This is a genomic window from Enterobacter sp. BNK-22 (genome assembly GCF_048684805.1).
Classification (GTDB): Bacteria; Pseudomonadota; Gammaproteobacteria; order Enterobacterales; family Enterobacteriaceae; genus Enterobacter; species Enterobacter quasiroggenkampii.
In genome coordinates this window covers 2,539,409-2,564,532 of the sequence record NZ_JBLQTT010000001.1, presented here as the reverse complement: position 1 = coordinate 2,564,532, position 25,124 = coordinate 2,539,409, and the positions used below count along the sequence as shown (strand labels likewise).

The window sequence follows — 25,124 nt, the reverse complement described above, 5'->3', positions numbered from 1 at the left end:
GTTTATTCCCTCTCCCTGTGGGAGAGGGTTAGGGTGAGGGCATCAGACCGCACGATCCCCCCATTCATTCCACCGCAAATACCTTATCCAGCTTGCTATACCCCAGCCCGTTAATCTTCTTCACTTTGATCTGCACCGGAATACGCTCTTTCATCGCCTCTACGTGGCTGATCACGCCGATGGTTTTCCCGGTGGCGTTCAGCGCGTCGAGCGCATCCAGCGCCGTATCCAGCGTCTCACTGTCGAGCGTCCCGAACCCTTCATCCAGGAACAGCGAATCGATCCGCGTTTTATGACTCACCAGATCGGAAAGCGCCAGCGCCAGCGCCAGGCTGACCAGGAAGCTCTCGCCGCCGGAGAGGGTACGGGTATCGCGGACAGCATCCGCCTGCCACGTATCCACCACTTCCAGCTCCAGCGCGTCGCTGGCCTTACGCTGCAATAAATAACGCCCGTGCAGACGGTTAAGCTGCTGGTTAGCAAGCCAGACAAGATTGTCCAGCGTCAGCCCCTGGGCGAACTTACGGAACTTGTCGCCGGTGCTTGAGCCGATCAGCGCGTTCAGGTACCCCCAGTCATCCGCCTGGCGCGCGGCCTCTTCAATTTGCTGCATCAACGCCAGCTGGTGCTGCCGGTTATCGCTGTCCTGCTTAAGCTGCTGGCGGATCTCGCCCTGATGCGTGGTGTTCTCGCGCAGCTGTTGCGCCAGCTGCTGCAGCTGGCTTTGCAGCGTGGGTACATCGGCGTTGAGCCCTTCCGGCCTCTGCGCCAGATGAGACTGTAGCTGTTGGTTCGCTTGCCCGCACAGCGCCGCGGCCTGCTGTATCTGGTTTTCCAGCGACTGCTTTCGCTGTTCGAGGTGGCGAATGGCATCATCATCCAGCAGGGCGGCAAGAAAGGCGTCCTGGTTGGCAAAGCAGCTCGCCGAGAGCGCCGTGGTGAACTGCGTCTGCGACTGCTGCAGGCGCTCTCGCTCCAGCGCTTCCTGCTGCTGTTGCGCGCTCAGCTGGCTTTGCAGCGACACGCACTCGTCGTGGATGGCGCGCCAGTTATCAGGGATAACCGGTTCGGCGTCTTCGCTGTTCGTTGCCGGAAGCGCGTCGAGCAGTGGCTTCAGGGCGTTTATACGTTCCTGAAGCACGCCGTGCTGCGTTTGTTTCTCCTGCCACTGCGCGAATTCAGCTTCACGGGCCTGAAGCCAGGCGGCTTCCTGACCCTCTTCAGGTGCGTTAAGTGAGAGCGCGAGCAGGGCATGCTCCAGCGCCTGCCGCGTGGCCGCCAGCTGCTGCTGATACTGCCGCTCCTGCGTTTCCTGTTCGCTCAGCTGGTTCTGCAGGGTGAGACGCTGACTGAGCTGATAAAGCTGGCGCTCGTAATGTTCCTGTTCGTTCAACCATGGCGCGATATCGTCCTGAATATTCAAGGTAATGTTCAGTGACGTGCAGGCTGCCACCCACTCTTTAGTGAGCGCTTGCTCTTCCTGAGAAAGCGTCTGCGCGTCGTCTGTCTCGCGCTGGATCTGCTGAGTCAGGGCATTGACCTGTCCCAGCACCAGCAGGCCTTCCTCTTTAAGGGCGGCGACCTCTTTTTCCAGGGCATCACGGCGGCGCTGGTTATCCGTCAGCTCAAGCGACTGATATTGTTCAACGGCCGGATGTTCGCAGGAACCGCACAGCGGACAGGGTTTGCCCGCCTCAAGCTGGGAACGGTAATGCTCCAGCTTCTTAATTGTTGCTTCGGTTTCGCACAGGGCTTTTAGATCGAGATAATGCTGGTTTTTCTCTTTGTACTGCTGGCGGCGCAGCGTCAGCGTTTCATTAAGCTTACTTTGTTCAGCCTGCGCCTTCAGCACGCTTTCACTGCTCTGGCGCAGGCGCTTTTGCAGCGGCTGATAGCGGGCATGCAGCGACGTCAGCTGCTGGCGCAGCGTGCGTAACCGGGACTGCTGCTCCATGGCCGCGCTGACCTCATCCGCCGTCAGCGTCAGCGCATTTTCCGGCATCGCAGCCAGCCTGTTGCGTAATTCACCTATCCGCGCAGCAAGCGAGGCTAACTGCGTTTTATCGCGGTTAAGCTGCGAGAACTGGGCACGCCAGCCTGCAATCTCCTGGCCTAACAGACGATAGCGCTCGTGCTCCGCCAGCCACTGCGCCAGCGCCGTCAGTTCGGCCTGTCGCTGCTCGTGGTCACGCAGGGCGGTATTGCGGATACGCGAACGCAGCGCGGTTCTGGCCTGTAAGCGAGTATTTACTTCGATAATTCGCTGCTGGGTTTGCGTCAGGCGCGCGGTTTGCTCCTGCTGATGATCCCAGAGCGGCCGAAGCTGGGCGGCGGGGAGAGCAAGCTGCAGTTTTGCCAGTTCAGGTGCAGCGTCCGTCAGCGCCTGTTGCGCCAGCTGCTGCATCGCGGTGACGCGCTGTTGCTCGCGCACGAGCTCATCATGGCGCGTAAGCCACTGAAAATCTTTTTGTTGGTTTTGCTGCTGTTCCAGCAGGGTTTTCTCTTCGTCAGTAAGTGCCTGCAAACTTTGCTGTAACTGCTGCTGTTGTTCTTCGCTCAACAGCACGACGCCCGCCGCCTGCGCCTCGCACTTTTCAAGCACGCTGCGGGCGGCTTTGTGTTTCTCAAACACCATGGCGGAAATCTGACCATAGATTTCGGTGCCGGTCAGCTCTTCCAGCAGCTCGGCGCGATCGCTCGGTTTGGCGTTGAGAAAGGCAGCAAACTGCCCCTGAGAAAGCAGCATGGAGCGGGTAAAGCGCCCGTAGTCCAGCCCGGTGAGCGCGGCGGTTTGCTCCAGTTTATCCGTCACTTTGTCGGCCAGGATTTTGCCATCTTCGCAGCGCGCCAGCTCCACGCGCGGCGCCTGAAGGTTCCCGTCCGGCTGGTTGCGCGCGCGGTTCTGGCTCCAGAAGGCGCGGTAGGCGGTGCCTTTTACCTCGAACTCCACTTCCGCCAGGCACTCGGCGGTGTCGCGCGTCATCAGGTCGTTTTGCGCCTGGGAGACCTTCTGCAGTCGCGGCGTTTCGTGATAAAGCGCCAGACAGATGGCGTCGAGCAGTGTGGTTTTACCTGCCCCGGTCGCGCCGGTGATGGCAAACAGCCCGTTGCTGGCAAACGGCTCAGCGGTAAAATCAATTTTCCACTCGCCCTTGAGGGAGTTAAGATTTTTCAGTCGCAGGCTCAAAATTTTCACGCGTTTTCTTCCTCATCATTGAGCGCATGCAGGGTATGGCTGAACAGTTCGCTGAGCCTTGTGCGCTTCGCCTCGTCGATTTCCTCCTGCGAGAGTCTGCGTTCAAACACCTCTTCGACCCCCAGTTCACTGAGCGTTTCGCGTTGGGCGCTTAACAGGATTTTCTCGCGCTGCTCGCGGCTGCGGCGCACCAGCAAGACCTCAACCGGCAAATCTTCGGTCAGCGCCTGGATTTTTCGCTGCATATCGTGCAGGTAGTCGTCGGTGGTGATTTCGATGTCCAGCCAGATGGGGGGATCTTGCTCGACGCCGCGCCACTGCTCCAGTTGGGCGGTGATGGCATCGAGATCGCCTTTCAGCACGGCCAGCGGCTGAGTAACGGGCACCTCCAGCGTGTCGACGGCGCTGAGTTTCCCGTCGGAGAAGGTCACCAGATGTACGGATTTGGCTTTGCCCGTTTCGTCAAAGCTGAGCGAAAGGGGTGAGCCGCAGTAGCGAATGTGCTCGCAGCCTCCGACGATCTGCGCCCGGTGAATGTGCCCGAGCGCAATGTAGTCGGCGGGCGGGAAGTGCTGCGCCGGAAAGGCATCCAGCGTGCCGATATAGATGTCACGCACGGCGTCACTTTTACTGGCCCCGACGGTGGTGAGGTGCCCGGTCGCAATCACCGGAATCGACTGGTCACCGCGCAGGGCACAGGCTTCTGCGTGCTGCTGGTGGTAATAGTCGGTGATGGCCTGTAATAAATGTTGCTGCTTTTCCGCGCCCGACAGCCCCGCCTGGCTTTGCACGATGTCCCGCGGACGTAAAAACGGTATCGGACACAGTACCGCCCCCGGCGACCCGTCGCGCTTTTTCAGGATCTGCGGGCCGTGCCCGGCGCTGGCGACGACGGTGGTATTGAGAAACGCCAGGATGTCACGGGATTCGTTCAGCGTTGCGACGGAATCATGGTTGCCGGCGACAATCACCAGATGACAGCCGGTTTGCTGCAGATTCACCACGAAGCGGTTATACAACTCGCGCGCATAGCTCGGCGGCGAGCCGGTATCAAAGATGTCACCCGCCACAATAATCGCGTCCACCTCGTGCGTCCGGGCCGTTTCCAGCAGCCAGCCCAGGAACGCTTCATGTTCAGCCGCACGGCTTTTGCTGTAAAAATTTTGACCCAGATGCCAGTCCGAGGTGTGAAGTATGCGCATAGCTGATCCGTGGCAAAAAAGAGAAAGCAGGATTATAAACGTTCAGAGAAGGGAAAATAACCGCTGTAATAAAACAACGGTTTGCCCGTTAACGTGGTACTGTTTTTCATAAATCTGTCATAAATCTGACGCATAATGGCGCCGAATTACAAACTTGTAACGTAAATAAGATAAGACAGGGCAAAGTATGGCGAGACGTATTCTGGTCGTAGAAGATGAAGCTCCAATTCGTGAAATGGTGTGCTTCGTGCTCGAACAAAATGGCTTCCAGCCGGTTGAAGCAGAAGATTATGACAGTGCAGTGAACCAGCTGAATGAACCCTGGCCCGATCTGATTCTGCTGGACTGGATGTTGCCCGGCGGCTCCGGACTGCAGTTTATCAAACACCTGAAGCGTGAAGCGCTGACCCGCGATATACCGGTCGTGATGCTCACGGCGCGCGGAGAAGAAGAGGATCGCGTGCGTGGTCTGGAGACCGGCGCGGACGATTACATTACCAAACCGTTCTCCCCAAAGAGCTAGTGGCCCGCATTAAAGCCGTAATGCGCCGTATTTCGCCGATGGCGGTGGAAGAGGTGATCGAAATGCAGGGGCTGAGCCTTGATCCGACGTCTCATCGCGTGATGACCGGTGAAAATCCCCTCGACATGGGGCCTACCGAATTTAAACTCCTGCACTTCTTTATGACCCACCCGGAGCGCGTGTACAGCCGCGAGCAGTTGCTGAATAACGTCTGGGGAACTAACGTGTATGTCGAAGACCGGACGGTTGACGTACATATCCGCCGCCTGCGAAAAGCACTGGAACTGAGCGGCCACGATCGCATGGTGCAGACGGTCCGCGGCACGGGTTATCGTTTTTCTACCCGTTTCTGAACAATGACAGGAGTGTGACGCGTGCTGGAACGTCTGTCATGGAAAAGGCTCGTCTTTGAACTGATCTTATGCTGTATTCCGGCCTTCATTTTGGGGGCCTTTCTTGGACACCTGCCGTGGTTTCTGCTGGCGTCGGTCACCGGGCTGCTCATCTGGCATTTCTGGAACCTGCTGCGCCTCTCCTGGTGGCTGTGGGTTGACCGAAGCATGACGCCGCCGCCGGGAAGCGGCAGCTGGGAGCCGCTGCTGTACGGTCTGCATCAGATGCAGATGCGTAATAAAAAGCGCCGCCGCGAGCTGGGAAGCCTGATTAAGCGTTTTCGCAGCGGTGCAGAGTCGCTGCCGGATGCCGTGATCCTGACGACCGAAGAAGGGACGATCTTCTGGTGTAACGGCCTGGCGCAGCAGCTGCTGGGCCTGCGCTGGCCGGATGACAATGGACAGAATATCCTCAACCTTCTGCGTTATCCCGAGTTCACGCTGTACCTGAAAAAGCGTGATTTCACCCGTCCGCACAATCTCAAGCTCAATAATGGTCGCCATCTGGAGATCCGCGTGATGCCCTACAGCGATAAGCAGTGGCTGATGGTGGCGCGCGATGTCACCCAGATGCACCAGCTGGAAGGGGCGCGTCGTAATTTCTTCGCCAACGTCAGCCACGAACTGCGAACCCCGTTGACCGTGCTGCAGGGCTACCTGGAGATGATGCAGGAGCAAACGCTGGAAGGTGCGCCGCGTGAAAAAGCGCTGCACACCATGCGCGAGCAAACGCACCGGATGGAAGGCCTGGTGAAGCAGCTGCTGACGCTCTCGAAGATTGAAGCGGCGCCAACGCTCGCGCTGAATGACACCATTGATGTCCCGATGATGCTGCGAGTCGTGGAGCGTGAAGCGCAGACGTTAAGCCACAAAAAGCACCACCTGACCTTTGACGTCGACAACACGCTGAAGGTGCTGGGCAGCGAAGATGAGCTGCGCAGCGCCATTTCCAACCTGGTGTATAACGCGGTGAATCATACGCCGGAGGGGACGGATATCGTGGTGCGCTGGCACTATACCCCAACGGGGGCCGAGTTTAGCGTGGAGGACAACGGGCCGGGGATTGCGCCGGAGCATATTCCGCGTCTGACCGAGCGCTTCTACCGTGTGGATAAAGCGCGATCGCGGCAGACGGGCGGAAGCGGCCTCGGGCTGGCGATTGTGAAACACGCGGTCAACCACCATGAAAGCCGTCTCGATATTCAGAGTACCCTGGGTAAAGGAACCCGCTTCAGCTTCGTTATCCCGGAACGATTAATTGCCAAAAAGATCGCCTGACAGCGGGCGTGTCATTTTACCTTTCCACGGGTCAGCCATCGCTGGCCCGTTTGCTTTGCAGTCAAGCGAAACGCGGATGAATTTTATACGGCTGGCTGTTTTTTGTTCGCATGATTAGCCATGGGTTTTTCTTATAAACAGCGTATTGTGCTGGTGCGTATTTTCATGCTGGCATATTGTTCTGGTTTTACGATCCCACCTTGCCTTTAAACGTTATAAGCGTTTAAATTGCCCCCCAGATACTGTCAGACCGACTGTATTTGCGTGGTAAATCGAAAAACTATTCTTCTCCACGCCAGGACGGGAGCATATCCCGCTAAAATTGAGTAAATTTTCGGCTGTATCGTCCCGTCAGGGATATCGAAAATCTCAATGTTTTCAACACCACATCCACAGGCAGTAAGGTTTTATGACCCATCACTTAAAATCGCGTGACATCATCGCGCTGGGCTTTATGACATTTGCGCTGTTCGTTGGCGCAGGCAACATCATTTTCCCTCCAATGGTTGGCTTACAGGCGGGTGAACACGTCTGGACCGCCGCGTTTGGTTTCCTGATTACTGCCGTGGGTCTGCCGGTGCTGACCGTCATCGCGCTGGCGAAAGTCGGTGGCGGTGTGGATAGCCTAAGCTCCCCGATCGGCAAAGTGGCAGGCGTTCTGCTGGCAACCGTCTGCTATCTGGCCGTGGGGCCGCTGTTTGCCACCCCGCGTACCGCGACCGTTTCCTTTGAAGTGGGGATTGCTCCCCTGACCGGTGACGGCGCGATGCCGCTGTTCATCTACAGCCTGATCTACTTCGCTATCGTGATTCTGGTTTCCCTCTATCCTGGCAAGCTGCTGGATACCGTGGGTAACTTCCTGGCTCCGCTGAAAATTGTGGCGCTGATTGTCCTGGCGGTAGCGGCCATCGTCTGGCCCGCCGGCCCGATTAGCGACGCGATGGACGCCTATAAAAACGCCGCGTTCTCTAACGGCTTCGTGAACGGCTACCTGACGATGGATACGCTGGGCGCGATGGTGTTTGGTATCGTTATCGTTAACGCCGCGCGTTCCCGCGGTGTGACCGAAGCGCGTCTCCTGACCCGCTATACCATCTGGGCCGGTCTGATGGCTGGCGTAGGGCTGACGCTGCTGTATCTGGCGCTGTTCCGTCTGGGCTCCGATAGTGCCATGCTGGTCGATCAGAACGCCAACGGTGCGGCTATCCTGCACGCCTACGTTCAGCACACCTTCGGTGGTGCGGGCAGTATGCTGCTGGCGGCGCTCATCTTCCTGGCCTGTCTGGTTACCGCGGTTGGCTTGACCTGCGCCTGTGCTGAGTTCTTTGCGCAGTATCTGCCGCTCTCTTACCGTACCCTGGTGTTTATCCTTGGTATCTTCTCCATGGCGGTGTCCAACCTCGGTCTGAGCCACCTGATTCAGGTCTCTATTCCGGTACTGACGGCGATTTATCCGCCGTGCATCGTGCTGGTGGTGCTGAGCTTCACCCGCCCGTGGTGGAACAACTCCTCACGAATTATTGCGCCAGCCATGTTTATCAGCCTGATTTTTGGTATCCTTGACGGGATTAAAGCATCAGCGTTCGCGGAAGTTCTGCCAGCCTGGACACAGCGTCTGCCGCTGTCCGAGCAGGGTCTGGCCTGGCTGATGCCTACCGTTGTTGCGCTGGTTCTGGCGATTATCTGGGACCGTGCCGCAGGGCGTCAGGTCGCATCGAACGCCCATTAATCAACGGCAACAAACTGTTTAACCACGGGGCTTAAGGCCCCGTGGTTTTTTGTTTTTTCGTGTTGAATGGCAAGATTTAAATGGAAAGCACTAACAAACTTAAACGTGGATTGAGCACACGCCACATCCGCTTTATGGCGCTGGGCTCGGCTATCGGCACCGGTCTTTTTTATGGCTCGGCAGATGCCATCAAAATGGCCGGTCCCAGCGTGCTGCTGGCGTACATCATCGGCGGCGTGGCGGCATATATCATCATGCGCGCCCTCGGCGAAATGTCGGTTCACAACCCCTCCGCCAGCTCATTCTCCCGCTACGCGCAGGAAAACCTCGGCCCGCTGGCCGGGTTTATCACCGGCTGGACCTACTGCTTCGAAATACTGATTGTGGCGATTGCCGACGTGACGGCGTTTGGCATCTACATGGGCGTCTGGTTCCCGGCGGTGCCGCACTGGATTTGGGTGCTGAGCGTGGTGCTGATCATTTGCGCCGTCAACCTGATGAGCGTGAAGGTGTTCGGCGAGCTGGAGTTCTGGTTCTCCTTCTTCAAGGTCGCCACCATCATCATCATGATTGTGGCCGGTTTCGGGATTATCATCTGGGGGATTGGCAACGGCGGGCAGCCGACCGGGATCCACAACCTCTGGAGCAACGGTGGCTTCTTCAGCAACGGCTGGCTCGGGATGGTGATGTCGCTGCAGATGGTGATGTTCGCCTACGGCGGTATCGAGATTATCGGTATCACCGCCGGGGAAGCGAAAGACCCGGAGAAATCCATTCCGCGCGCCATCAACTCGGTGCCAATGCGTATTCTGGTGTTTTATGTGGGTACGCTGTTCGTGATCATGTCCATTTACCCGTGGAACCAGGTAGGCACCAACGGTAGCCCGTTTGTCCTGACCTTCCAGCATATGGGCATTGCGTTTGCGGCCAGCATTCTCAACTTTGTGGTGCTGACCGCGTCGCTTTCGGCGATCAACAGCGACGTCTTTGGCGTGGGCCGTATGCTGCACGGCATGGCGGAGCAGGGCAGTGCGCCGAAGGTGTTCGCCAAAACCTCACGCCGCGGCACGCCGTGGGTGACCGTCGTGGTGATGACCGTGGCGCTGCTGTTCTCGGTTTACCTGAACTACATCATGCCGGAGAACGTCTTCCTGGTGATTGCGTCCCTGGCGACCTTCGCAACGGTGTGGGTGTGGATCATGATCCTGCTGTCGCAGATTGCCTTCCGTCGCCGCCTGTCGCCGGATGAGGCGAAAGCGCTGAAGTTCAAAGTACCGGGCGGCGTTGCGACCACCGTCGTGGGGCTGATCTTCCTGGTGTTTATCATTGGCCTGATTGGCTACCATCCGGACACCCGCATTTCGCTCTACGTGGGCTGCGCGTGGATCGTGCTGCTGCTGGTGGGCTGGGTGTTTAAATGCCGCCGCGACCGTCAGCTGGCGGAAGCGCAGTAAGGTAAAAATGCCGGGTGGCGCTGCGCTTACCCGGCCTACACTCCCTTTTACCCCCGAAAAAAACTCCTCCCCCGTCCTCCTCCCCCAATAAATCCCATCATGGTGAGCTATCCTTAACCACCCTGTGGCAAGGTGACGTCAATTTCATCAAAGGGGATTCGTGATGTTAAACGCCTGGCACCTTCCGGTTGCCCCATTTGTTAAGCAAAACAAAGACAACCTGGTGATTACGCTCTGGCTGGCGGGTGAAAATCAGCCTGAACGCGTGACGCTCCGCGCCGAAATCGATAACGAAGAGACCGGGCTGAAAATGCACAAGCTGCGCAGCCAGCCGCAGCCGGGGATCACCGCCTGGCGGGCGAATATCGACCTGCGTAGCGGACAGCCGCGCCGCCGCTACAGCTTCAAGCTTTTGTGGAACAACCGTCAGCTGTGGTTTACCCCGCAGGGGTTTAGCCGTTTTCCGCCCGCACGGCTGGAGCAGTTTGCTGTGGATTACCCGGATAACGGCCCGCAGTGGGTTAACGATCAGGTCTTTTACCAAATTTTCCCGGACCGTTTTGCGCGCAGCGAAAAGCGCACTGCCGACCAGGATAAGGTCTACTACCACCATGCCGCGGGCCATGACATTATCCTAAAAGCGTGGGATGAGCCGCTGACCGCGCAGGCGGGCGGATCGACCTTCTACGGGGGCGATCTCGACGGCATCAGCGAAAAGCTGCCGTACCTGAAAAAACTGGGCGTGACGGCGCTGTATCTCAACCCGGTGTTCAAGGCCCCGAGCGTACATAAATACGATACCGAAGATTATCGCCACGTTGACGCGCAGTTTGGCGGTGACGAGGCGCTGCTGCGCCTGCGTAAGAACACCCAAAACGCAGGTATGCGCCTCATTCTGGACGGCGTGTTCAACCACAGCGGAGATTCGCATGTGTGGTTTGATCGGCATAACCAGTCGATGGGCGGGGCATGTCATAACCCGGATTCGCCGCAGCGCGACTGGTATAGCTTTAATGAGGAGGGGCGTGCGCTGGACTGGCTGGGCTACCCGAGCCTGCCGAAGCTCGATTTCCAGTCGCCAACGCTTGTGAACGAGATTTACGGCGGGGAAGACAGCATCGTGCGCCACTGGCTGAAGGCGCCGTGGAATATGGACGGCTGGCGTCTGGACGTAGTGCATATGCTCGGCGAAGCGGGCGGGGCGCGGAATAACCTTCAGCACGTCGCCGGGATTACGCGCTCGGCAAAAGCGGCCCATCCGGAAGCGTTCGTCTTTGGCGAGCACTTTGGCGACGCGCGCCAGTGGCTGCAGAACGATGCGGAAGATGCGGCGATGAACTATCGCGGCTTTACCTTCCCGCTGTGGGGATTCCTCGCCAACACCGATATCTCCTACGATCCGAATCATATCGACGCTGAAACCTGCATGGCGTGGATGGAGAACTACCGCGCCGGTCTGTCGCATCAGCAGCAGCTGCGGATGTTTAACCAGCTCGATAGCCACGACACCGCGCGCTTTAAATCCCTGCTCGGCAAGGATGTCGCGCGTCTGCCGCTGGCAGTGACCTGGCTCTTCACCTGGCCGGGCGTACCGTGCATCTACTACGGAGACGAGGTGGGGCTGGACGGCAACAACGATCCGTTCTGTCGCAAAACCTTCCCGTGGGCGCCGGAGAAACAGGACAAGGTGCTGTTCAGCCTGTATCAGCGCCTGGCGAAGTTGCGTAAGCAGAGTCTCGCCCTGCGCTACGGCGGCTGTCAGGTGGTGTACGCCCACGATAACGTGGTGGTGTTTGCTCGCGTCTATAACCAGCAGCGCGTGCTGGTGGCGATCAACCGGGGCGAGGCCTGCGAAGTGGTGCTGGATGATTCACCGCTGCTGAAGGTGGCTGCGTGGAAGAGCAAAGAGGGCAAGGCGACGATACAGGACGGCGTGCTGGCGCTGCCTGCGGTATCCGCGACGATCTGGTTCGGCAGCTAATGCGCTAATGTTTCCACCTTTTAAGATGGCGCAAATGCAACGATTTGTGTCAATCTTAACGGATCGTTTACGGTGAAGGTGGAAACATGGACGAGCTTTACATCCTTGGCTGTTTATTCCTGGTTTTTGCGCTGCTGGTTGCGCCCGTGCTTGCGGTTATCGGGTTTAACCGAAGTACGGCAGCGCGGCAGGAGATTGCCCGGCTGCGCCAGCGCATAGAGGCGCTTGAGCAGCGCGGCGTGCCTGAGAACGCGCCGGAGCCGGTGCAGACCGCCGCGCCGGAGGCTATGACCGCGCCGGTGGTGGAGGACGCTCCCGCGTCTGTCGACCCCTGGCGCCCCGATATTCCCGCTGCGGTGGCAGAACCCGCTCAGGCTCCTGCGCCAGTGGCAAAACCGCCTTCAGCCTTTGGCGGCATCCTGACGTCGCTGGCGCGCTGGTTCATGCAGGGTAATCCGCTGGCGAAGCTGGGGATCCTGCTGCTCTTCCTCGGCCTCTCTTTCCTGCTGCGCTATACCGTCGAGCATTCCCTGTTCCCGCTTGAGCTGCGCCTCGTGGCAACCGCGCTGTTTGCCATTGTTCTGCTGGCTGTCGGGTGGCGACTGCGGCACAGGCAGCGCGTCTATGCGCTGATCCTCCAGGGCGGAGCGACCGGCGTGCTCTACCTGACGGTGTTTGGCGCCTTCCGGCTCTGGCAAATGCTGCCGATGACGCTGGCCTTTGCGCTGCTGGTGGTGATTTGCGCGGCGAGCGTCGGGCTGGCGGTGTTGCAGAAGGCGCTGAGCCTTGCCATGCTGGCGAGCCTCGGCGGCTATCTTGCGCCGCTCCTCTTGTCTACCGGGGGCGGCAGCTTTGTCGCGCTGTTCTCTTTCTATCTCCTGCTGTCCATCGGCATTCTTGCTATTAGCATCTGGCAGCACTGGCGCGAGCTGAACCTGCTCGGGCTGCTGTTCACGTTCGGCGTGGGCGGCCTGTGGGGGCTGAATGACTACCAGCCTGAAGACTATTGGATTTGCCAGCTGTTCCTGATTGCCAATACGCTGATATTCGGCGTGCTGAGCGTGGCGTTGTCTCTGCGGGCGCAGGAGAAAGGGAAGCAGATCGTTGACGGTGTGCTGCTGTTTGCCCCGCCGCTGATCGGCTTCGGGATGCAGTACGGCATGACCCGACACTGGGAATATGGCCCGGCGCTGAGCGCGCTGGGATACGGCGCATTTTATCTCACCCTCGCGTACCTCGCGCTGCGGCGCTATCCCTCCCTCGGACGGCCGCTGGTCATGGCGGCGCTGGCGATCGGCGGCGGGTTTGCCACGCTCGCCATTCCGCTGGCGCTGTCGGCGCGCTGGACGGCAATGGCCTGGGCGCTGGAGGGGCTGGGTATCCTCTGGCTGGGCGTGCAACAGCAGCAGCGGCGGATGAGCTATAGCGGGACGGCGCTGCTGGTGCTGGCGCTCGGCAGCGCGCTGTGGGCGCAAACAAACGGCGTTACGCCGCTGAGCCTGCTCCTTATCTTCGCCATCCTTAGCCTTTGCTGGCTGGCTGCGGCCTGGCTGTGGCGGACTCTCTTCCTGCCGGTCAGTTGGGCGCTGCTGGCAGGTGGTCTGCTGTTCTGGCTCGTGGCGCTATTGGGCGCATCGCGGCTGGCATTGACGAAGGCATTACCGATTCTGGCGGGCGTGCTGGCGCTGACGGCGGCGTCGGCCTGGGGCTGGCGGCAGGTGGCCGCTCGTCTGGCGTGGCGGGAGCTGGACGCCAGCAAATGGCTGCTCTGGCCGGTTATGCTGCTGATGGTGGGTTATCAGCTCTGGCACCAGCAGATCGTCTCCGCCGGCTGGTCAAACCTGGCCTGGTGCGTTGCGCTTCCTGCCGCGCTAATGCTGCTGCGGCGCGACGGTGAAAGACTCCTGCCGCGCATCGCGATGGGGCTGCATCTGTCGCTGTTCTGGATGATTTTACTGGCGCTGGCCGCCGAGCTTTACTGGTTTGCCCGGTCCCTGCCGTGGGGCATGGCGGCCTGGGGGAGCGGACTGGCGATGGCTGCAGGCGGCGGGATGATTATGGTGCTCTCTGCTGCGGTACGGCGTCGCGTGTGGCCGTTCCGGGAGTGGCCTGCGCTCTACACCTGCCTGGCACCGATTCCCGTAGTCGTGGCGCTGCTGGTATTGCTGATGGTGACCAATTTCCAGGACGGCGTGGTCTATCGTCAGACCTGGCTGCCGCTGGTGAACCCGCTTGAGGAAGGTGCCGCGTTCGCGTTGCTGGGTCTGGTGGTCTTTTATCGGGCGGTGGATCGTTACTACCCGGCGTGGCTTGCGCAAGCGCGCCCGTGGCCTGCCGTCGCGCTCATGGCGTTTGGCTTCTGGTGGCTAAACGGTGCGCTGATGCGCGCCCTGGCATGGTACGGTGACGTGGCCTGGAATATGGCATCGCTATGGGATTCGCGGCTTATCCAGACCAGCTTTGCCCTGTTCTGGATGTTGAGCGCGCTGGTGGTCATGATCCATGCCACCCGTCGGGCTTCCCGGCAGGAGTGGCTCTGCGGTGCCGCGCTGCTGGGTGTGGTGATGGTTAAGCTGATGCTGGTGGACAGCGCGGGCGGAGGCGGTCTGTCGCGCGCGGTGGCGTTTATCGGCGTGGCGATACTGGTGCTGATAGTGGGCTATTTCTCGCCGCTACCGCCAAAAACAGGAGATGAAAAATGAAATGGATGAAAGCGGTAGCGTGTACCGCGCTGCTGGCGCTTTCCGGCCCGGCGTTCTGCGACGAGGTACCCGCGGAATCGCCCCGGGACTATGCCTTTGGTCGTTCACTCGACACGTCCGTTCCTTCCCGGTGGTATCGGGTGATGCTGCCGCTTGCCGTCTATGAGCAGAGCACGTCAGCGGATCTGCATGATGTTCGCGTCTTTAACCAGTCGGGCGAACCGGTTCCCTTTAGCCTGATCGCCGCAACGCGCCCGCAGGACACAGCGCACTCCACGGCGCTGCGTCTCTTTCCGCTGGACGCCTCGCCGCTCGCGGCTGGCTCAAACGCCGGTGACAGCGATAAGATCCTACTCCGTTCCCGAAACGGCGTTGAGATTGTGCTGGAGGGGCAAAAAGCCGCCGCAGCCGGACAACATTACCTGCTGACCTTGCCGGAGCAGACGACGGGTGAGCTGGCCATATCCCAGCTGCAGCTGCTCTGGAATACCCCGCAGACGCCGTGGCAGGGAACGGCGTCGGTCTATTACAGCGAGGATCTTAAGCGCTGGTATACCCTTCGCGAAGATATGCCGCTGCTGGACGTCGCCAGCGGCCAGGATCGCCTTAAGCTCGATCGGATCGATACCGACACGGTTTTATCTCCCGAGGCGAATCGCTATCTCATGGTGGTGCTGAATACGCAGAGCAAGGGGATAACGTTGACCGGCGTAAACGCAATCAGCGTACCTGCGCAGGCGGCTCCGGAAGAGATCAATCTTGAGGGGGAAGGGGAGCCGCTATCGACAAGCGAAGCGCAGTGGCGCTGGGCGCGCCCGCAGCCGCTGAGTGCTGTCAGCATTTCGCTGAACGGTGATGGTGTCCTTCCCGTGGAGATCGCGTGGCGCAGTACAGAAAAAGACGCATGGCACCCCCTGAAAAAAGAGGTGATTTACCGTCTGGAGGGAAAAACGTCCGGACCGGTTTCGCTTAGCGGGGGCCTGGTGCAGGCCGTGAAAATTACGACGCTGAATGCGCGTCTGCCAGAATACCTGCCGAGCGTCACGGGGCATCGCGACCGCTATGACCTGGTGTTCAACGCGCAGGGGAAAGCGCCGTACGTGCTTGCCTGGGGCAACGGCGCCGCAAAGCCTGCAAGCGTGGAGCCCGACATGCTGATCCCCGCCGACCTGCGTAAGACCTATGCTATGGCGAACCTGCCTCAGGCCGACATTGTGGATGACGTTGCGTTAGGCGGCGAGGGGCGTCTGACCGCCACCTCTGCTGCCGATCGGGCGAGCTGGATGAACGCCCTGCTGGTATGGGGCGTGCTGATTGCGGGCGTGCTCCTGCTGGCGGGCATGGCCTGGCGCATCTGGCGGGAAACGCAGCGTAAGGCATAAAAAAAGGCCCGCATAAGCGGGCCTTTCTCGTAAACCGTGCCGATTACAGGCTGGATACGTTCTCAGACAGGTATTTAGCCACGCCGTCTGGGGAAGCAGCCATACCTTCTTTACCTTTTTCCCACTGAGCCGGGCACACTTCGCCGTGCTCTTCGTGGAACTGCAGCGCGTCAACCATACGCAGCATTTCGTCGATGTTACGACCCAGCGGCAGATCGTTCACAACCTGGTGACGAACGATGCCGTTCGCGTCGATCAGGAAGGAACCGCGCAGCGCAACGCCAGCGTCCGGATGTTCGATACCGTAAGCCTGCTGGATTTCGCGTTTGATGTCCGCAACCATTGCGTATTTCACCGCACCGATGCCGCCTTTGTCGACAGGGGTGTTACGCCATGCGTTGTGTACAAATTCAGAGTCGAAGGAGACGCCAACCACTTCTACGCCACGCTTCTGGAATTCTTCATAACGTTTGTCGAACGCGATCAGCTCAGACGGGCAAACGAAAGTGAAGTCCATTGGCCAGAAGAACAGAACGGTCGCTTTACCGTTGGTGTGCTGTTTGAAGTTGAAGTTTTCAACGATTTCACCGTTGCCCAGAACTGCTGCAGCTGTAAAATCCGGAGCCGGACGAGTTACCAGAACCATATGATTCTCCTGTAGATACTAAGGTTATTTGGAACGCAACGCGAGCCAGTATAGAGAGTGTTCATGGATAAGACAAAGAGGTGGTGACAATCGTTCCGCCAGCTTTTACCTATCAATGCGAATTCTGTTACAGCTGTTTATTTTTCGCCTGCGCCATCATGCGCGGATAGAATTGCCAGAATCGGGCCTCCAGCGCGTCGTAATGTTCATCCAGGTCATACCAGGAATCCCGCAGCGCGTCCAGTCGCGGGCGACGGCTCGCCATCCCATTTAAAACGTTCTGGATGAAGTCCATCTCGCGATAGCGCTCCAGCCAGCGTTCCGACCACAGATAGTTGTTCAGATTGACAAAGCGCGGCGGCGAGTCGGGCAGAATGATCGACACCTGCTGGTGGGCATAGCGCACAAACGCCGGCAAGGGCATCTCCGGCGACAGCTGCTCCCAGTGGCGCGACAGGAAGTGATCCCACATCACGTCGAGCGTGATCGGCGCAACGCGGCGCGTTTCAGGGCGGAACCACGCTTTGGCTTCCGTCACTTCCGGCAGTTTATCCGTCAGCACGTCGATGCGGCGGTGCATAAAAATCCCGTCGACAACCTCAGGGGCGTAGTCTTCTGCGGGATTACCGCGTACGAAATCGGCCAGCAAATTGCCCGAAAGGGAGCTGTCAGCGAGGTGCGCGAGATGCAGGTGAGCGAGAAAATTCATGCGTTTTATTTGTCCGGGGGCGGCTAGTTGTTGCAGCAAAAGGGTGTGAGCACTAGACTATGCCGCCTGTTTTTAAGTCACGAGTATACGTCATGCGCGTCGCCGATTTCTCCTTTGAACTACCTGAATCCCTGATTGCTCACTATCCCATGCCTGAGCGCAGCAGCTGTCGCTTACTGTCACTGGATGGGCCAACGGGCGAGCTGACGCACGGTACTTTCACCGATTTGCTCGACAAGCTCAACCCTGGCGATCTGCTGGTCTTTAACAATACCCGCGTGATCCCGGCGCGCCTGTTCGGCCGTAAGGCCAGCGGCGGCAAGATTGAAGTGCTGGTCGAACGTATGCTTGATGATAAACGTATTCTGGCACATATTCGCGCCTCCAAAGCCCCGAAGCCGGGCGCGGAGCTGCTGCTGGGCGATGATGAGAGCATCAAGGCGACCATGACCGCGCGCCACGACGCGCTGTTCGAAGTGGAGTTTAACGACGAGCGCACGGTGCTTGATATCCTGAACGCCATCGGCCACATGCCGCTGCCGCCGTATATTGAGCGTCCGGACGAAGAGGCCGACCGCGAGCTGTATCAGACCGTCTACAGCCAGAAGCCTGGCGCGGTCGCGGCCCCAACGGCAGGTCTGCACTTTGATGAGCCGCTGCTGGAAAAACTGCGCGCGAAAGGCATTGAGATGGCGTTCGTGACGCTGCACGTCGGCGCGGGTACCTTCCAGCCGGTGCGCGTGGACAGCATTGAAGATCACATCATGCACTCTGAGTATGCTGAAGTGCCTCAGGACGTGGTGGACGCGGTGCTGGCGGCGAAAGCGCGCGGCAGCCGCGTCGTGGCGGTCGGTACGACGTCTGTGCGCTCGCTGGAGAGCGCCGCGCAGGCAGCGAAGAACGATCTTATTGAGCCATTCTTTGGCGATACGCAGATTTTTATCTACCCGGGCTACCAGTACAAAGTGATTGAGGCGCTGGTGACCAACTTCCATCTGCCTGAATCGACGCTGATTATGCTGGTCTCCGCATTCGCGGGCTATCAGCATACGATGAATGCCTACAAGTCTGCGGTAGAACAAAAATATCGCTTTTTTAGCTACGGTGACGCGATGTTTATCACGTACAATCCGCAGGCTTTGAATGAGCGTGTCGGGGAATAAGTCCGCGGCACCGTGTTACAACGTTGGACTGTTTTTCTGACGTCGGAGAAAAAATGAAATTTGAACTCGATACCACCGACGGTCGCGCGCGTCGCGGTCGCCTGGTGTTTGATCGCGGCGTGGTGGAAACCCCCGCGTTTATGCCTGTGGGTACGTACGGCACCGTAAAAGGGATGACGCCGGAAGAAGTTGAAGCCACTGGCGCGCAGATTATCCTCGGCAATACCTTCCACCTGTGGCTGCGTCCGGGCCAGGAGATCATGAAGCTCCACGGCGACCTGCACGACTTCATGCAGTGGAAAGGCCCCATCCTGACCGACTCCGGCGGCTTCCAGGTCTTCAGCCTGGGCGATATCCGCAAGATCACCGAGCAGGGCGTTCACTTCCGTAACCCGATCAACGGCGATCCGATTTTCCTCGATCCAGAAAAATCGATGGAGATTCAGTACGATCTCGGCTCTGACATCGTGATGATCTTCGACGAATGCACGCCGTATCCGGCCGACTGGGACTACGCCAAGCGTTCTATGGAAATGTCTCTGCGCTGGGCGAAGCGTAGCCGTGACCGTTTTGACTCCCTGCAGAACAAAAATGCGCTGTTCGGCATTATCCAGGGCAGCGTTTACGAAGATTTACGCGATATCTCGGTTAAAGGTCTGGTAGAGATAGGTTTTGATGGCTACGCTGTCGGCGGTTTGGCTGTGGGTGAGCCGAAGGAAGACATGCACCGTATTCTGGAACATGTCTGCCCGCAAATCCCGGCGGATAAACCACGATACCTGATGGGCGTGGGTAAACCGGAAGATCTGGTTGAAGGCGTACGCCGCGGCATTGATATGTTCGACTGCGTCATGCCAACCCGCAACGCGCGTAACGGCCATTTGTTCGTTACCGATGGCGTGGTGAAAATCCGTAACGCGAAGCATAAGAGTGACACCAGCCCGCTCGATTCCGAGTGCGATTGCTATACCTGTCGCAATTATTCTCGCGCGTACCTGCATCATCTCGATCGTTGCAATGAGATTTTGGGCGCGCGTCTCAATACCATTCATAATCTTCGTTATTATCAGCGCTTAATGGCTGGTTTACGTAAGGCTATCGAAGAGGGTAAATTAGAGAGCTTCGTGACCGATTTCTACCAACGTCAGGGGCGGGATGTTCCACCGTTGAACGTTGATTAATTTTAATAATGAGGGAATTTGAATGAGCTTTTTTATTTCTGATGCGGTAGCGGCAACAGGTGCTCCAGCGCAGGGCAGCCCGATGTCTCTGATTCTGATGCTGGTTGTGTTCGGTCTGATCTTCTACTTCATGATCCTGCGTCCACAGCAGAAGCGCACCAAAGAGCACAAAAACCTGATGAACTCCATTGCGAAAGGCGATGAAGTGCTGACTAACGGTGGTCTGGTCGGTCGCGTAACCAAAGTGGCTGAAAACGGCTACATTGCTATCGCCCTGAACGACACCACTGAAGTGGTCATCAAACGTGACTTCGTAGCTGCCGTTCTGCCGAAAGGCACCATGAAGGCGCTGTAATCCCAACTTTTCCCAAAGGGAACTGCCGTGTTAAACCGTTATCCTTTGTGGAAGTACATCATGCTGGTCGTCGTGATTCTCGTCGGCCTGCTGTACGCGCTTCCCAACCTGTATGGTGAGGATCCGGCTGTTCAAATCACTGGCGCGCGCGGTGTCGCCGCCAGTGAGCAAACGCTGATCCAGGTCCAGAAAACGTTACAAGAAGAAAAAATTACCGCTAAGTCTGTGGCTCTGGAAGAGGGTGCAATTCTTGCTCGCTTCGACACCACCGACACGCAGCTCCGCGCACGTGAAGCGCTGATGGGCGTGCTGGGTGATAAATACGTCGTGGCGCTTAACCTTGCCCCTGCAACCCCGCGTTGGCTGGCTGCGATGAATGCAGAGCCAATGAAACTCGGTCTTGACCTGCGTGGCGGCGTTCACTTCCTGATGGAAGTGGATATGGATACCGCGCTCGGCAAGCTGCAGGAACAGAATATCGACAGCCTGCGCAGCGATCTGCGTGATAAAGGCATCGCTTACACCACCGTGCGTAAAGAAGATAACTACGGCATGAGCATCACGTTCCGCGACAGCGCGGCGCGCGATCAGGCTGTAGATTACCTGACCCAACGTCACCGTGACCTGGTGATCTCCTCGCAGGGCAGCAACCAGCTGCGCGCGGTGATGACCGATGCGCGTCTGAAAGAAGCGCGTGAATATGCCGTTCAGCAGAACATCAACATTCTGCGTAACCGTGTAAACCAGCTGGGTGTAGCTGAGCCGCTGGTGCAGCGCCAGGGTGCTGACCGTATCGTGGTTGAACTGCCGGGTATCCAGGATACCGCGCGTGCGAAAGAGATTCTGGGGGCGACCGCCACGCTGGAATTCCGTCTGGTCAATTCCAACGTCGATCAGTCCGCTGCCGCAGCAGGGCGTATTCCGGGTGATTCCGAAGTGAAACAGACTCGCGAAGGTCAGCCTGTTGTGCTGTACAAACGCGTGATTCTGACCGGTGACCATATCACCGACTCCACGTCGAGCCAGGACGAATACAACCAGCCGCAGGTTAACATCTCGCTTGATAGCGCGGGTGGTAACATCATGTCTAACTTCACCAAGGACAACATCGGCAAGCCGATGGCAACCCTGTTCGTGGAGTACAAAGACAGCGGTAAGAAAGATGCAAATGGTCGTGCGGTGCTGGTGAAAGAGGAAGAGGTGATTAACATCGCCAATATCCAGTCTCGTCTGGGTAACAGCTTCCGTATTACCGGTATTAGCAACCCGAACGAAGCGCGTCAGCTCTCTCTGCTGCTGCGTGCCGGTGCGCTGATTGCGCCAATTCAGATTGTTGAAGAACGTACCATTGGTCCAACGCTGGGGATGCAAAACATCCAGCAGGGCCTGGAAGCGTGTCTGGCCGGTCTGGTGGTCTCTATCCTCTTCATGATCTTCTTCTATAAGAAGTTTGGTCTGATTGCCACCTCCGCGCTGATCGCGAACCTGGTGCTGATTATCGGCATTATGTCCCTGCTGCCGGGGGCGACGCTGACCATGCCGGGTATTGCGGGTATCGTTCTGACCCTTGCGGTGGCGGTCGACGCCAACGTACTGATTAACGAGCGTATCAAAGAAGAGTTGAGCAACGGTCGCTCTGTTCAGCAGGCGATTGATGAAGGTTATAAAGGCGCGTTCAGCTCTATCTTCGATGCGAACGTAACAACACTGATTAAGGTTCTTATCCTGTATGCAGTGGGTACTGGCGCGATCAAAGGCTTTGCGATTACAACCGGTATCGGTGTCGCAACGTCAATGTTTACCGCTATTGTCGGCACCCGTGCCATCGTGAACCTGCTGTACGGCGGCAAGCGCGTCAAAAAGCTGTCTATCTGAGGAGTGCGTTGTGGCACAGGAATATACTGTTGAACAATTGAACCACGGCCGTAAAGTCTGGGACTTTATGCGCTGGGACTACTGGGCCTTCGGCATTTCAGGTTTCCTGCTCATTCTGTCCATCATCATTATGGGCGTGAAAGGCTTTAACTGGGGTCTCGATTTCACCGGTGGTACGGTCATCGAGATCTCCCTGGAAAAACCGGTCGATATGGACCAGATGCGCGAATCGCTGCAGAAAGCGGGCTTTGAAGAGCCGCTGCTGCAGAACTTCGGCAGCAGCCGCGACATCATGGTACGTATGCCGCCGGTGCACGATGCCAACGGCAGCCAGGAGCTGGGCAGTAAGGTTGTTAGCGTGATTAACGAAACAACCAGCCAGAACGCAGCGGTTAAGCGTATTGAGTTCGTCGGCCCAAGCGTGGGTGCTGACCTGGCGCAGACCGGCGCGATGGCGCTGCTGGTGGCGCTGATTTCCATCCTGGTGTACGTCGGTTTCCGCTTTGAGTGGCGACTGGCGGCCGGTGTGGTTATCGCCCTGGCGCACGACGTGGTGATCACCATGGGCATACTGTCTCTGTTCCACATTGAGATTGACCTGACGATTGTGGCATCCCTGATGTCCGTTATCGGTTACTCACTGAACGACAGTATCGTGGTATCTGACCGTATTCGTGAAAACTTCCGTAAGATCCGTCGCGGTACGCCGTACGAAATCTTTAACGTGTCGTTGACCCAGACGCTGCACCGTACCTTGATCACCTCCGGTACTACCCTGATGGTGATCCTGATGCTGTTCCTCTTCGGTGGTCCGGTACTGGAAGGCTTCTCGCTGACCATGTTGATTGGTGTCACCATCGGTACAGCGTCGTCTATCTACGTCGCGTCTGCCCTGGCACTGAAACTCGGCATGAAGCGCGAGCACCTGCTCCAGCAGAAAGTCGAGAAAGAAGGGGCGGATCAGCCGTCCATTCTGCCGTAAGGCGACGTTTAGCGCGTTATCGAAATCCCGGTCGGTTGACCGGGATTTTTTTTATCTCCTTCTGACAAACACTCCTGACAGTATGCTGTCAGGAGCCCTGGCGTAGACTCCTTCTGAACCCAAACAACAGGCAGGAGGATGTATGAAAAGCGTCATTAACTGGTTTGAAATTCCGGTCTCGGATATGGATCGCGCCATCAAATTTTATGAGCCGGTGATGCAGCTTGCGCTGCGTCGCGAGAAAATGGACTGCGCGGAGCTGGCCGTTTTCCCGCATGAGGATCCCGCCACCGGAGGCGCACTGGCAAAATTTGACGGCGTTACACCGTCTTTGCAGGGCGCTATTATTTACCTGCATACTGACAATCTGGCGGCCACGCTCGATCGCATCGCCTCTGCGGGCGGCGAGTGCGTGTTTGGTCCGCTGGAACTGCCGCATGGCATTGGCACTATCGCCTTGTTTACCGACAGCGAGGGCAATCGCGTCGGGCTCCATCAACCAGCCTGAGAGCGGACAAAGATATGACCCGACGCGCTGACCGTTTGTTTCAGATTGTGCAGATCCTGCGGGGCAGGCGTCTGACAACGGCAGCGCACCTGGCGGACCGGCTTGGCGTGTCCGAGCGTACGGTCTATCGCGATATCCGCGACCTGTCGCTTTCCGGCGTGCCGGTGGAAGGTGAAGCGGGGAGCGGATATCGCCTCATGTCGGGCTTCGACCTGCCGCCGCTGATGCTGACAAATAAGGAATCTGAGGCGCTGATCGTCGCGATTCGCCTGCTCAAAACCTGGGGTGGGGAATCGCTGTCGCGCGAGCTGGAGTCGGCTCAGGAAAAGGTGCTGGCGATTCTGCCCGAGGAAAGTCGTCGAAAGGCGGAGCAGACGCGAATCTACGCCCCGGATTTTTGCATGCAAAGCCACTCCCGCAGCGACTTTGACAGGATTCATCAGGCGATTTCCGGCCAGCAGGTGCTGGCGCTGCATTACCGTGATGAAGCAGGACAGCTGTCTAATCGTGAGGTTCAGCCGCTGGGGCTGTTCTTCTGGGGAGAGCGCTGGCTGCTGGCCGCGTGGTGTGAACGGCGCGATGACTATCGATGTTTCCGGCTCGACAGATGCCTCAATATTGTGACTACGGAAAGGCGGTTTAGCGAGAGTGCGGACAGGTCTTTGGCGGATTTTTTGCGCAAGGTGAGGCAGTAAAAAGCCAGCTTAAGAGCTGGCTTTTTTGCCCGGCGGCGCTGCGCTTGCACGGGCCTACAGGTTTTGTAGGCCGGGTAAGGCGAAGCCGCCACCCGGCAAAAACCGCGAGATTAGAAGTTGTAACCTACAACCAAGTAACCACCCCAACCGGTAGAACGGACGTGTTCGTTCATCCATACCAGTTTCGCGTCGTCGTTCCACTGGCCGCCGTTGTGCCAGTAACGTGCCACAACAGAGTAATGCCAGTGATCGTAGTTCAGCGCCAGGATGTGGCTGGAGGCGATGGAGTCATTGGTACGCTGCTTAATACCGTTCTCTGCGTAACCGCTCTTATCGCCCAGATCTGAACCCCAGTCGAAGTTGGTGAAGCCGATATAGCTCAGGTTACCGCCCCACAGCTGGGTGATTGGCACAAAGTATTTCACTTTGAAACGATAGCCATCCCATTCGTTCTGGTTTTCAGCGCCATAGTTCTGCCACTGATATTTGGCATAGACGTTCAGAGACAGGCTCATTGGCAGGCCGGTGTCGATGTCCGTACCCAGACCCATATACCAGGTGCTCTGACGACCGGACTCATTGCGGCCCATATCGTAAATGTAGTTGTTCGCGAAGTACCACTCTTTGAACGGGCCGAAGCTCAGATCGGTGCCGGTCAGCTTGTCGATGGAGAAGCGTGGTTCGATTTCCATGAACAGAGGGGAGCCGTGGTTCCAGATACCTTTAGCCTGAGAGTTACCACCGAAGAAGACCGGTGCATCCATGTAGCCGTAGAAATCAAACCAGTCTTTCTTGGCGAAGGCTTCATATTCCAGGTAGGTATCGTTACGAATCTGTGGTCCGAAACGCGTGTGGTAGCTGCCCACCACGTTAACGCTCTGGTGCCACCAGTCGGAGAGGTATTGTGGTTTGTCGTTTTCCGCTGCGTTAACAGTGAAAGAAGAGGACAGTGCCAGCACGGCGCCAGCTGCGAGTAATGTTTTTTTCATAATCATGCCACTGATTGAAATTCCCTTCCGGGAGTGAAAAATGCGCGAATTGCGTTTCTAAATATTTCGTGTTTCTGCGGTGCCTATTATAGGAATCCCTGCTCACAAAAATATGTGTTGTTTCACATATCTCTCACGCGCGTAATCGATTGCGTTCACGTTTGCGTACTTTAAACGGCCGG

General features: G+C 57.8%; 18 protein-coding genes and 1 pseudogene. 14 read left to right on the top strand and 5 right to left on the bottom strand.

What is annotated here, in order from left to right:
* Positions 1–64: 64 nt before the first annotated feature.
* Together sbcC and sbcD are read right to left on the bottom strand one after the other, a co-directional pair.
* A complete protein-coding gene (sbcC, locus tag ACMGGE_RS12135) occupies positions 65–3,196 on the bottom strand; it encodes an exonuclease subunit SbcC (protein WP_420293798.1) in 3,132 nt (1,043 codons plus the stop codon).
* Positions 3,193–4,398 carry an exonuclease subunit SbcD gene (gene sbcD, locus ACMGGE_RS12130; protein ID WP_420293797.1) on the bottom strand — a complete coding sequence of 402 codons (1,206 nt, stop codon included), beginning with the start codon at positions 4,396–4,398 and terminating at the stop codon, positions 3,193–3,195. The genes sbcC and sbcD overlap by 4 nt, the downstream gene beginning before the upstream one ends.
* Before the next feature lie 187 nt (positions 4,399–4,585).
* On the opposite strand from sbcD, the pseudogene phoB reads away from it, so the two are divergent.
* The 7 genes and pseudogenes from phoB (at position 4,586) to ACMGGE_RS12095 (ending at position 15,839) form a co-directional block, all read left to right on the top strand.
* Positions 4,586–5,274: pseudogene (gene phoB / locus ACMGGE_RS12125) on the top strand (phosphate response regulator transcription factor PhoB).
* 21 nt (positions 5,275–5,295) lie between these two features.
* Positions 5,296–6,591, top strand: a complete 1,296-nt coding sequence (phoR, locus tag ACMGGE_RS12120; protein WP_420293796.1) for a phosphate regulon sensor histidine kinase PhoR — start codon at positions 5,296–5,298, stop codon at positions 6,589–6,591.
* Between the two features lie 409 nt (positions 6,592–7,000).
* Entirely contained in the window at positions 7,001–8,320 is a 1,320-nt protein-coding gene (gene brnQ / locus ACMGGE_RS12115) for a branched-chain amino acid transporter carrier protein BrnQ (protein ID WP_045909798.1), read from the top strand.
* 80 nt (positions 8,321–8,400) lie between these two features.
* A complete protein-coding gene (gene proY, locus ACMGGE_RS12110; RefSeq protein WP_008503261.1) occupies positions 8,401–9,774 on the top strand; it encodes a proline-specific permease ProY in 1,374 nt (457 codons plus the stop codon).
* Positions 9,775–9,937: 163 nt separating this feature from the next.
* Positions 9,938–11,755, top strand: a complete 1,818-nt coding sequence (gene malZ / locus ACMGGE_RS12105) for a maltodextrin glucosidase (RefSeq protein WP_420293795.1) — start codon at positions 9,938–9,940, stop codon at positions 11,753–11,755.
* A gap of 86 nt (positions 11,756–11,841) precedes the next feature.
* Positions 11,842–14,457 carry a DUF2339 domain-containing protein gene (locus ACMGGE_RS12100; protein WP_420293794.1) on the top strand — a complete coding sequence of 872 codons (2,616 nt, stop codon included), beginning with the start codon at positions 11,842–11,844 and terminating at the stop codon, positions 14,455–14,457.
* Positions 14,454–15,839 (top strand): DUF3999 domain-containing protein, encoded by a 1,386-nt coding sequence (locus ACMGGE_RS12095; protein WP_420293793.1) that lies wholly within the window; start codon positions 14,454–14,456, stop codon positions 15,837–15,839. Before ACMGGE_RS12100 ends, ACMGGE_RS12095 begins: the two co-directional genes overlap by 4 nt.
* Before the next feature lie 43 nt (positions 15,840–15,882).
* Here ACMGGE_RS12095 and ACMGGE_RS12090 read toward each other — a convergent pair whose 3' ends face one another.
* Positions 15,883–16,485 (bottom strand): peroxiredoxin, encoded by a 603-nt coding sequence (locus ACMGGE_RS12090; protein ID WP_008503347.1) that lies wholly within the window; start codon positions 16,483–16,485, stop codon positions 15,883–15,885.
* A gap of 127 nt (positions 16,486–16,612) precedes the next feature.
* Positions 16,613–17,194, bottom strand: a complete 582-nt coding sequence (acpH, locus tag ACMGGE_RS12085; protein WP_420293792.1) for an ACP phosphodiesterase — start codon at positions 17,192–17,194, stop codon at positions 16,613–16,615.
* 92 nt (positions 17,195–17,286) lie between these two features.
* Here acpH and queA point away from each other — a divergent pair, with 92 nt between their 5' ends.
* The 7 genes from queA to ACMGGE_RS12050 all read left to right on the top strand — a co-directional run bounded on the left by queA (position 17,287) and on the right by ACMGGE_RS12050 (position 23,953).
* Positions 17,287–18,357: a tRNA preQ1(34) S-adenosylmethionine ribosyltransferase-isomerase QueA gene (queA, locus tag ACMGGE_RS12080; protein ID WP_420293791.1), complete on the top strand. Its 1,071-nt coding sequence runs from the start codon at positions 17,287–17,289 to the stop codon at positions 18,355–18,357.
* Between the two features lie 53 nt (positions 18,358–18,410).
* Positions 18,411–19,538: a tRNA guanosine(34) transglycosylase Tgt gene (gene tgt / locus ACMGGE_RS12075; RefSeq protein ID WP_003859110.1), complete on the top strand. Its 1,128-nt coding sequence runs from the start codon at positions 18,411–18,413 to the stop codon at positions 19,536–19,538.
* 22 nt (positions 19,539–19,560) lie between these two features.
* Positions 19,561–19,893 carry a preprotein translocase subunit YajC gene (gene yajC / locus ACMGGE_RS12070; protein WP_003859109.1) on the top strand — a complete coding sequence of 111 codons (333 nt, stop codon included), beginning with the start codon at positions 19,561–19,563 and terminating at the stop codon, positions 19,891–19,893.
* 27 nt (positions 19,894–19,920) lie between these two features.
* Positions 19,921–21,768 (top strand): protein translocase subunit SecD, encoded by a 1,848-nt coding sequence (gene secD / locus ACMGGE_RS12065; RefSeq protein WP_072052285.1) that lies wholly within the window; start codon positions 19,921–19,923, stop codon positions 21,766–21,768.
* A gap of 10 nt (positions 21,769–21,778) precedes the next feature.
* A complete protein-coding gene (gene secF, locus ACMGGE_RS12060) occupies positions 21,779–22,750 on the top strand; it encodes a protein translocase subunit SecF (protein WP_048225871.1) in 972 nt (323 codons plus the stop codon).
* A gap of 142 nt (positions 22,751–22,892) precedes the next feature.
* Positions 22,893–23,258, top strand: a complete 366-nt coding sequence (locus ACMGGE_RS12055) for a VOC family protein (RefSeq protein ID WP_008503341.1) — start codon at positions 22,893–22,895, stop codon at positions 23,256–23,258.
* A 14-nt stretch (positions 23,259–23,272) separates the two neighbouring features.
* Positions 23,273–23,953: a helix-turn-helix transcriptional regulator gene (locus tag ACMGGE_RS12050; protein WP_045909790.1), complete on the top strand. Its 681-nt coding sequence runs from the start codon at positions 23,273–23,275 to the stop codon at positions 23,951–23,953.
* 110 nt (positions 23,954–24,063) lie between these two features.
* Here the strand turns inward: ACMGGE_RS12050 and ACMGGE_RS12045 are convergent, their stop codons facing one another.
* Entirely contained in the window at positions 24,064–24,942 is an 879-nt protein-coding gene (locus ACMGGE_RS12045; RefSeq protein WP_025912622.1) for a nucleoside-specific channel-forming protein Tsx, read from the bottom strand.
* Positions 24,943–25,124 lie beyond the last annotated feature (182 nt).

Bases quoted from the DNA above. Each gene is read 5' to 3' on its own strand.
- queA (WP_420293791.1), top strand. From the start codon at position 17,287: ATGCGCGTCGCCGATTTCTCCTTTGAACTACCTGAATCCCTGATTGCT.
- ACMGGE_RS12050 (WP_045909790.1), top strand. From the start codon at position 23,273: ATGACCCGACGCGCTGACCGTTTGTTTCAGATTGTGCAGATCCTGCGG.
- ACMGGE_RS12090 (WP_008503347.1), bottom strand. From the start codon at position 16,485: ATGGTTCTGGTAACTCGTCCGGCTCCGGATTTTACAGCTGCAGCAGTT.
- proY (WP_008503261.1), top strand. From the start codon at position 8,401: ATGGAAAGCACTAACAAACTTAAACGTGGATTGAGCACACGCCACATC.
- acpH (WP_420293792.1), bottom strand. From the start codon at position 17,194: ATGAATTTTCTCGCTCACCTGCATCTCGCGCACCTCGCTGACAGCTCC.
- sbcD (WP_420293797.1), bottom strand. From the start codon at position 4,398: ATGCGCATACTTCACACCTCGGACTGGCATCTGGGTCAAAATTTTTAC.
- tgt (WP_003859110.1), top strand. From the start codon at position 18,411: ATGAAATTTGAACTCGATACCACCGACGGTCGCGCGCGTCGCGGTCGC.
- ACMGGE_RS12100 (WP_420293794.1), top strand. From the start codon at position 11,842: ATGGACGAGCTTTACATCCTTGGCTGTTTATTCCTGGTTTTTGCGCTG.
- ACMGGE_RS12055 (WP_008503341.1), top strand. From the start codon at position 22,893: ATGAAAAGCGTCATTAACTGGTTTGAAATTCCGGTCTCGGATATGGAT.
- ACMGGE_RS12095 (WP_420293793.1), top strand. From the start codon at position 14,454: ATGAAATGGATGAAAGCGGTAGCGTGTACCGCGCTGCTGGCGCTTTCC.
- yajC (WP_003859109.1), top strand. From the start codon at position 19,561: ATGAGCTTTTTTATTTCTGATGCGGTAGCGGCAACAGGTGCTCCAGCG.
- malZ (WP_420293795.1), top strand. From the start codon at position 9,938: ATGTTAAACGCCTGGCACCTTCCGGTTGCCCCATTTGTTAAGCAAAAC.
- brnQ (WP_045909798.1), top strand. From the start codon at position 7,001: ATGACCCATCACTTAAAATCGCGTGACATCATCGCGCTGGGCTTTATG.
- ACMGGE_RS12045 (WP_025912622.1), bottom strand. From the start codon at position 24,942: ATGAAAAAAACATTACTCGCAGCTGGCGCCGTGCTGGCACTGTCCTCT.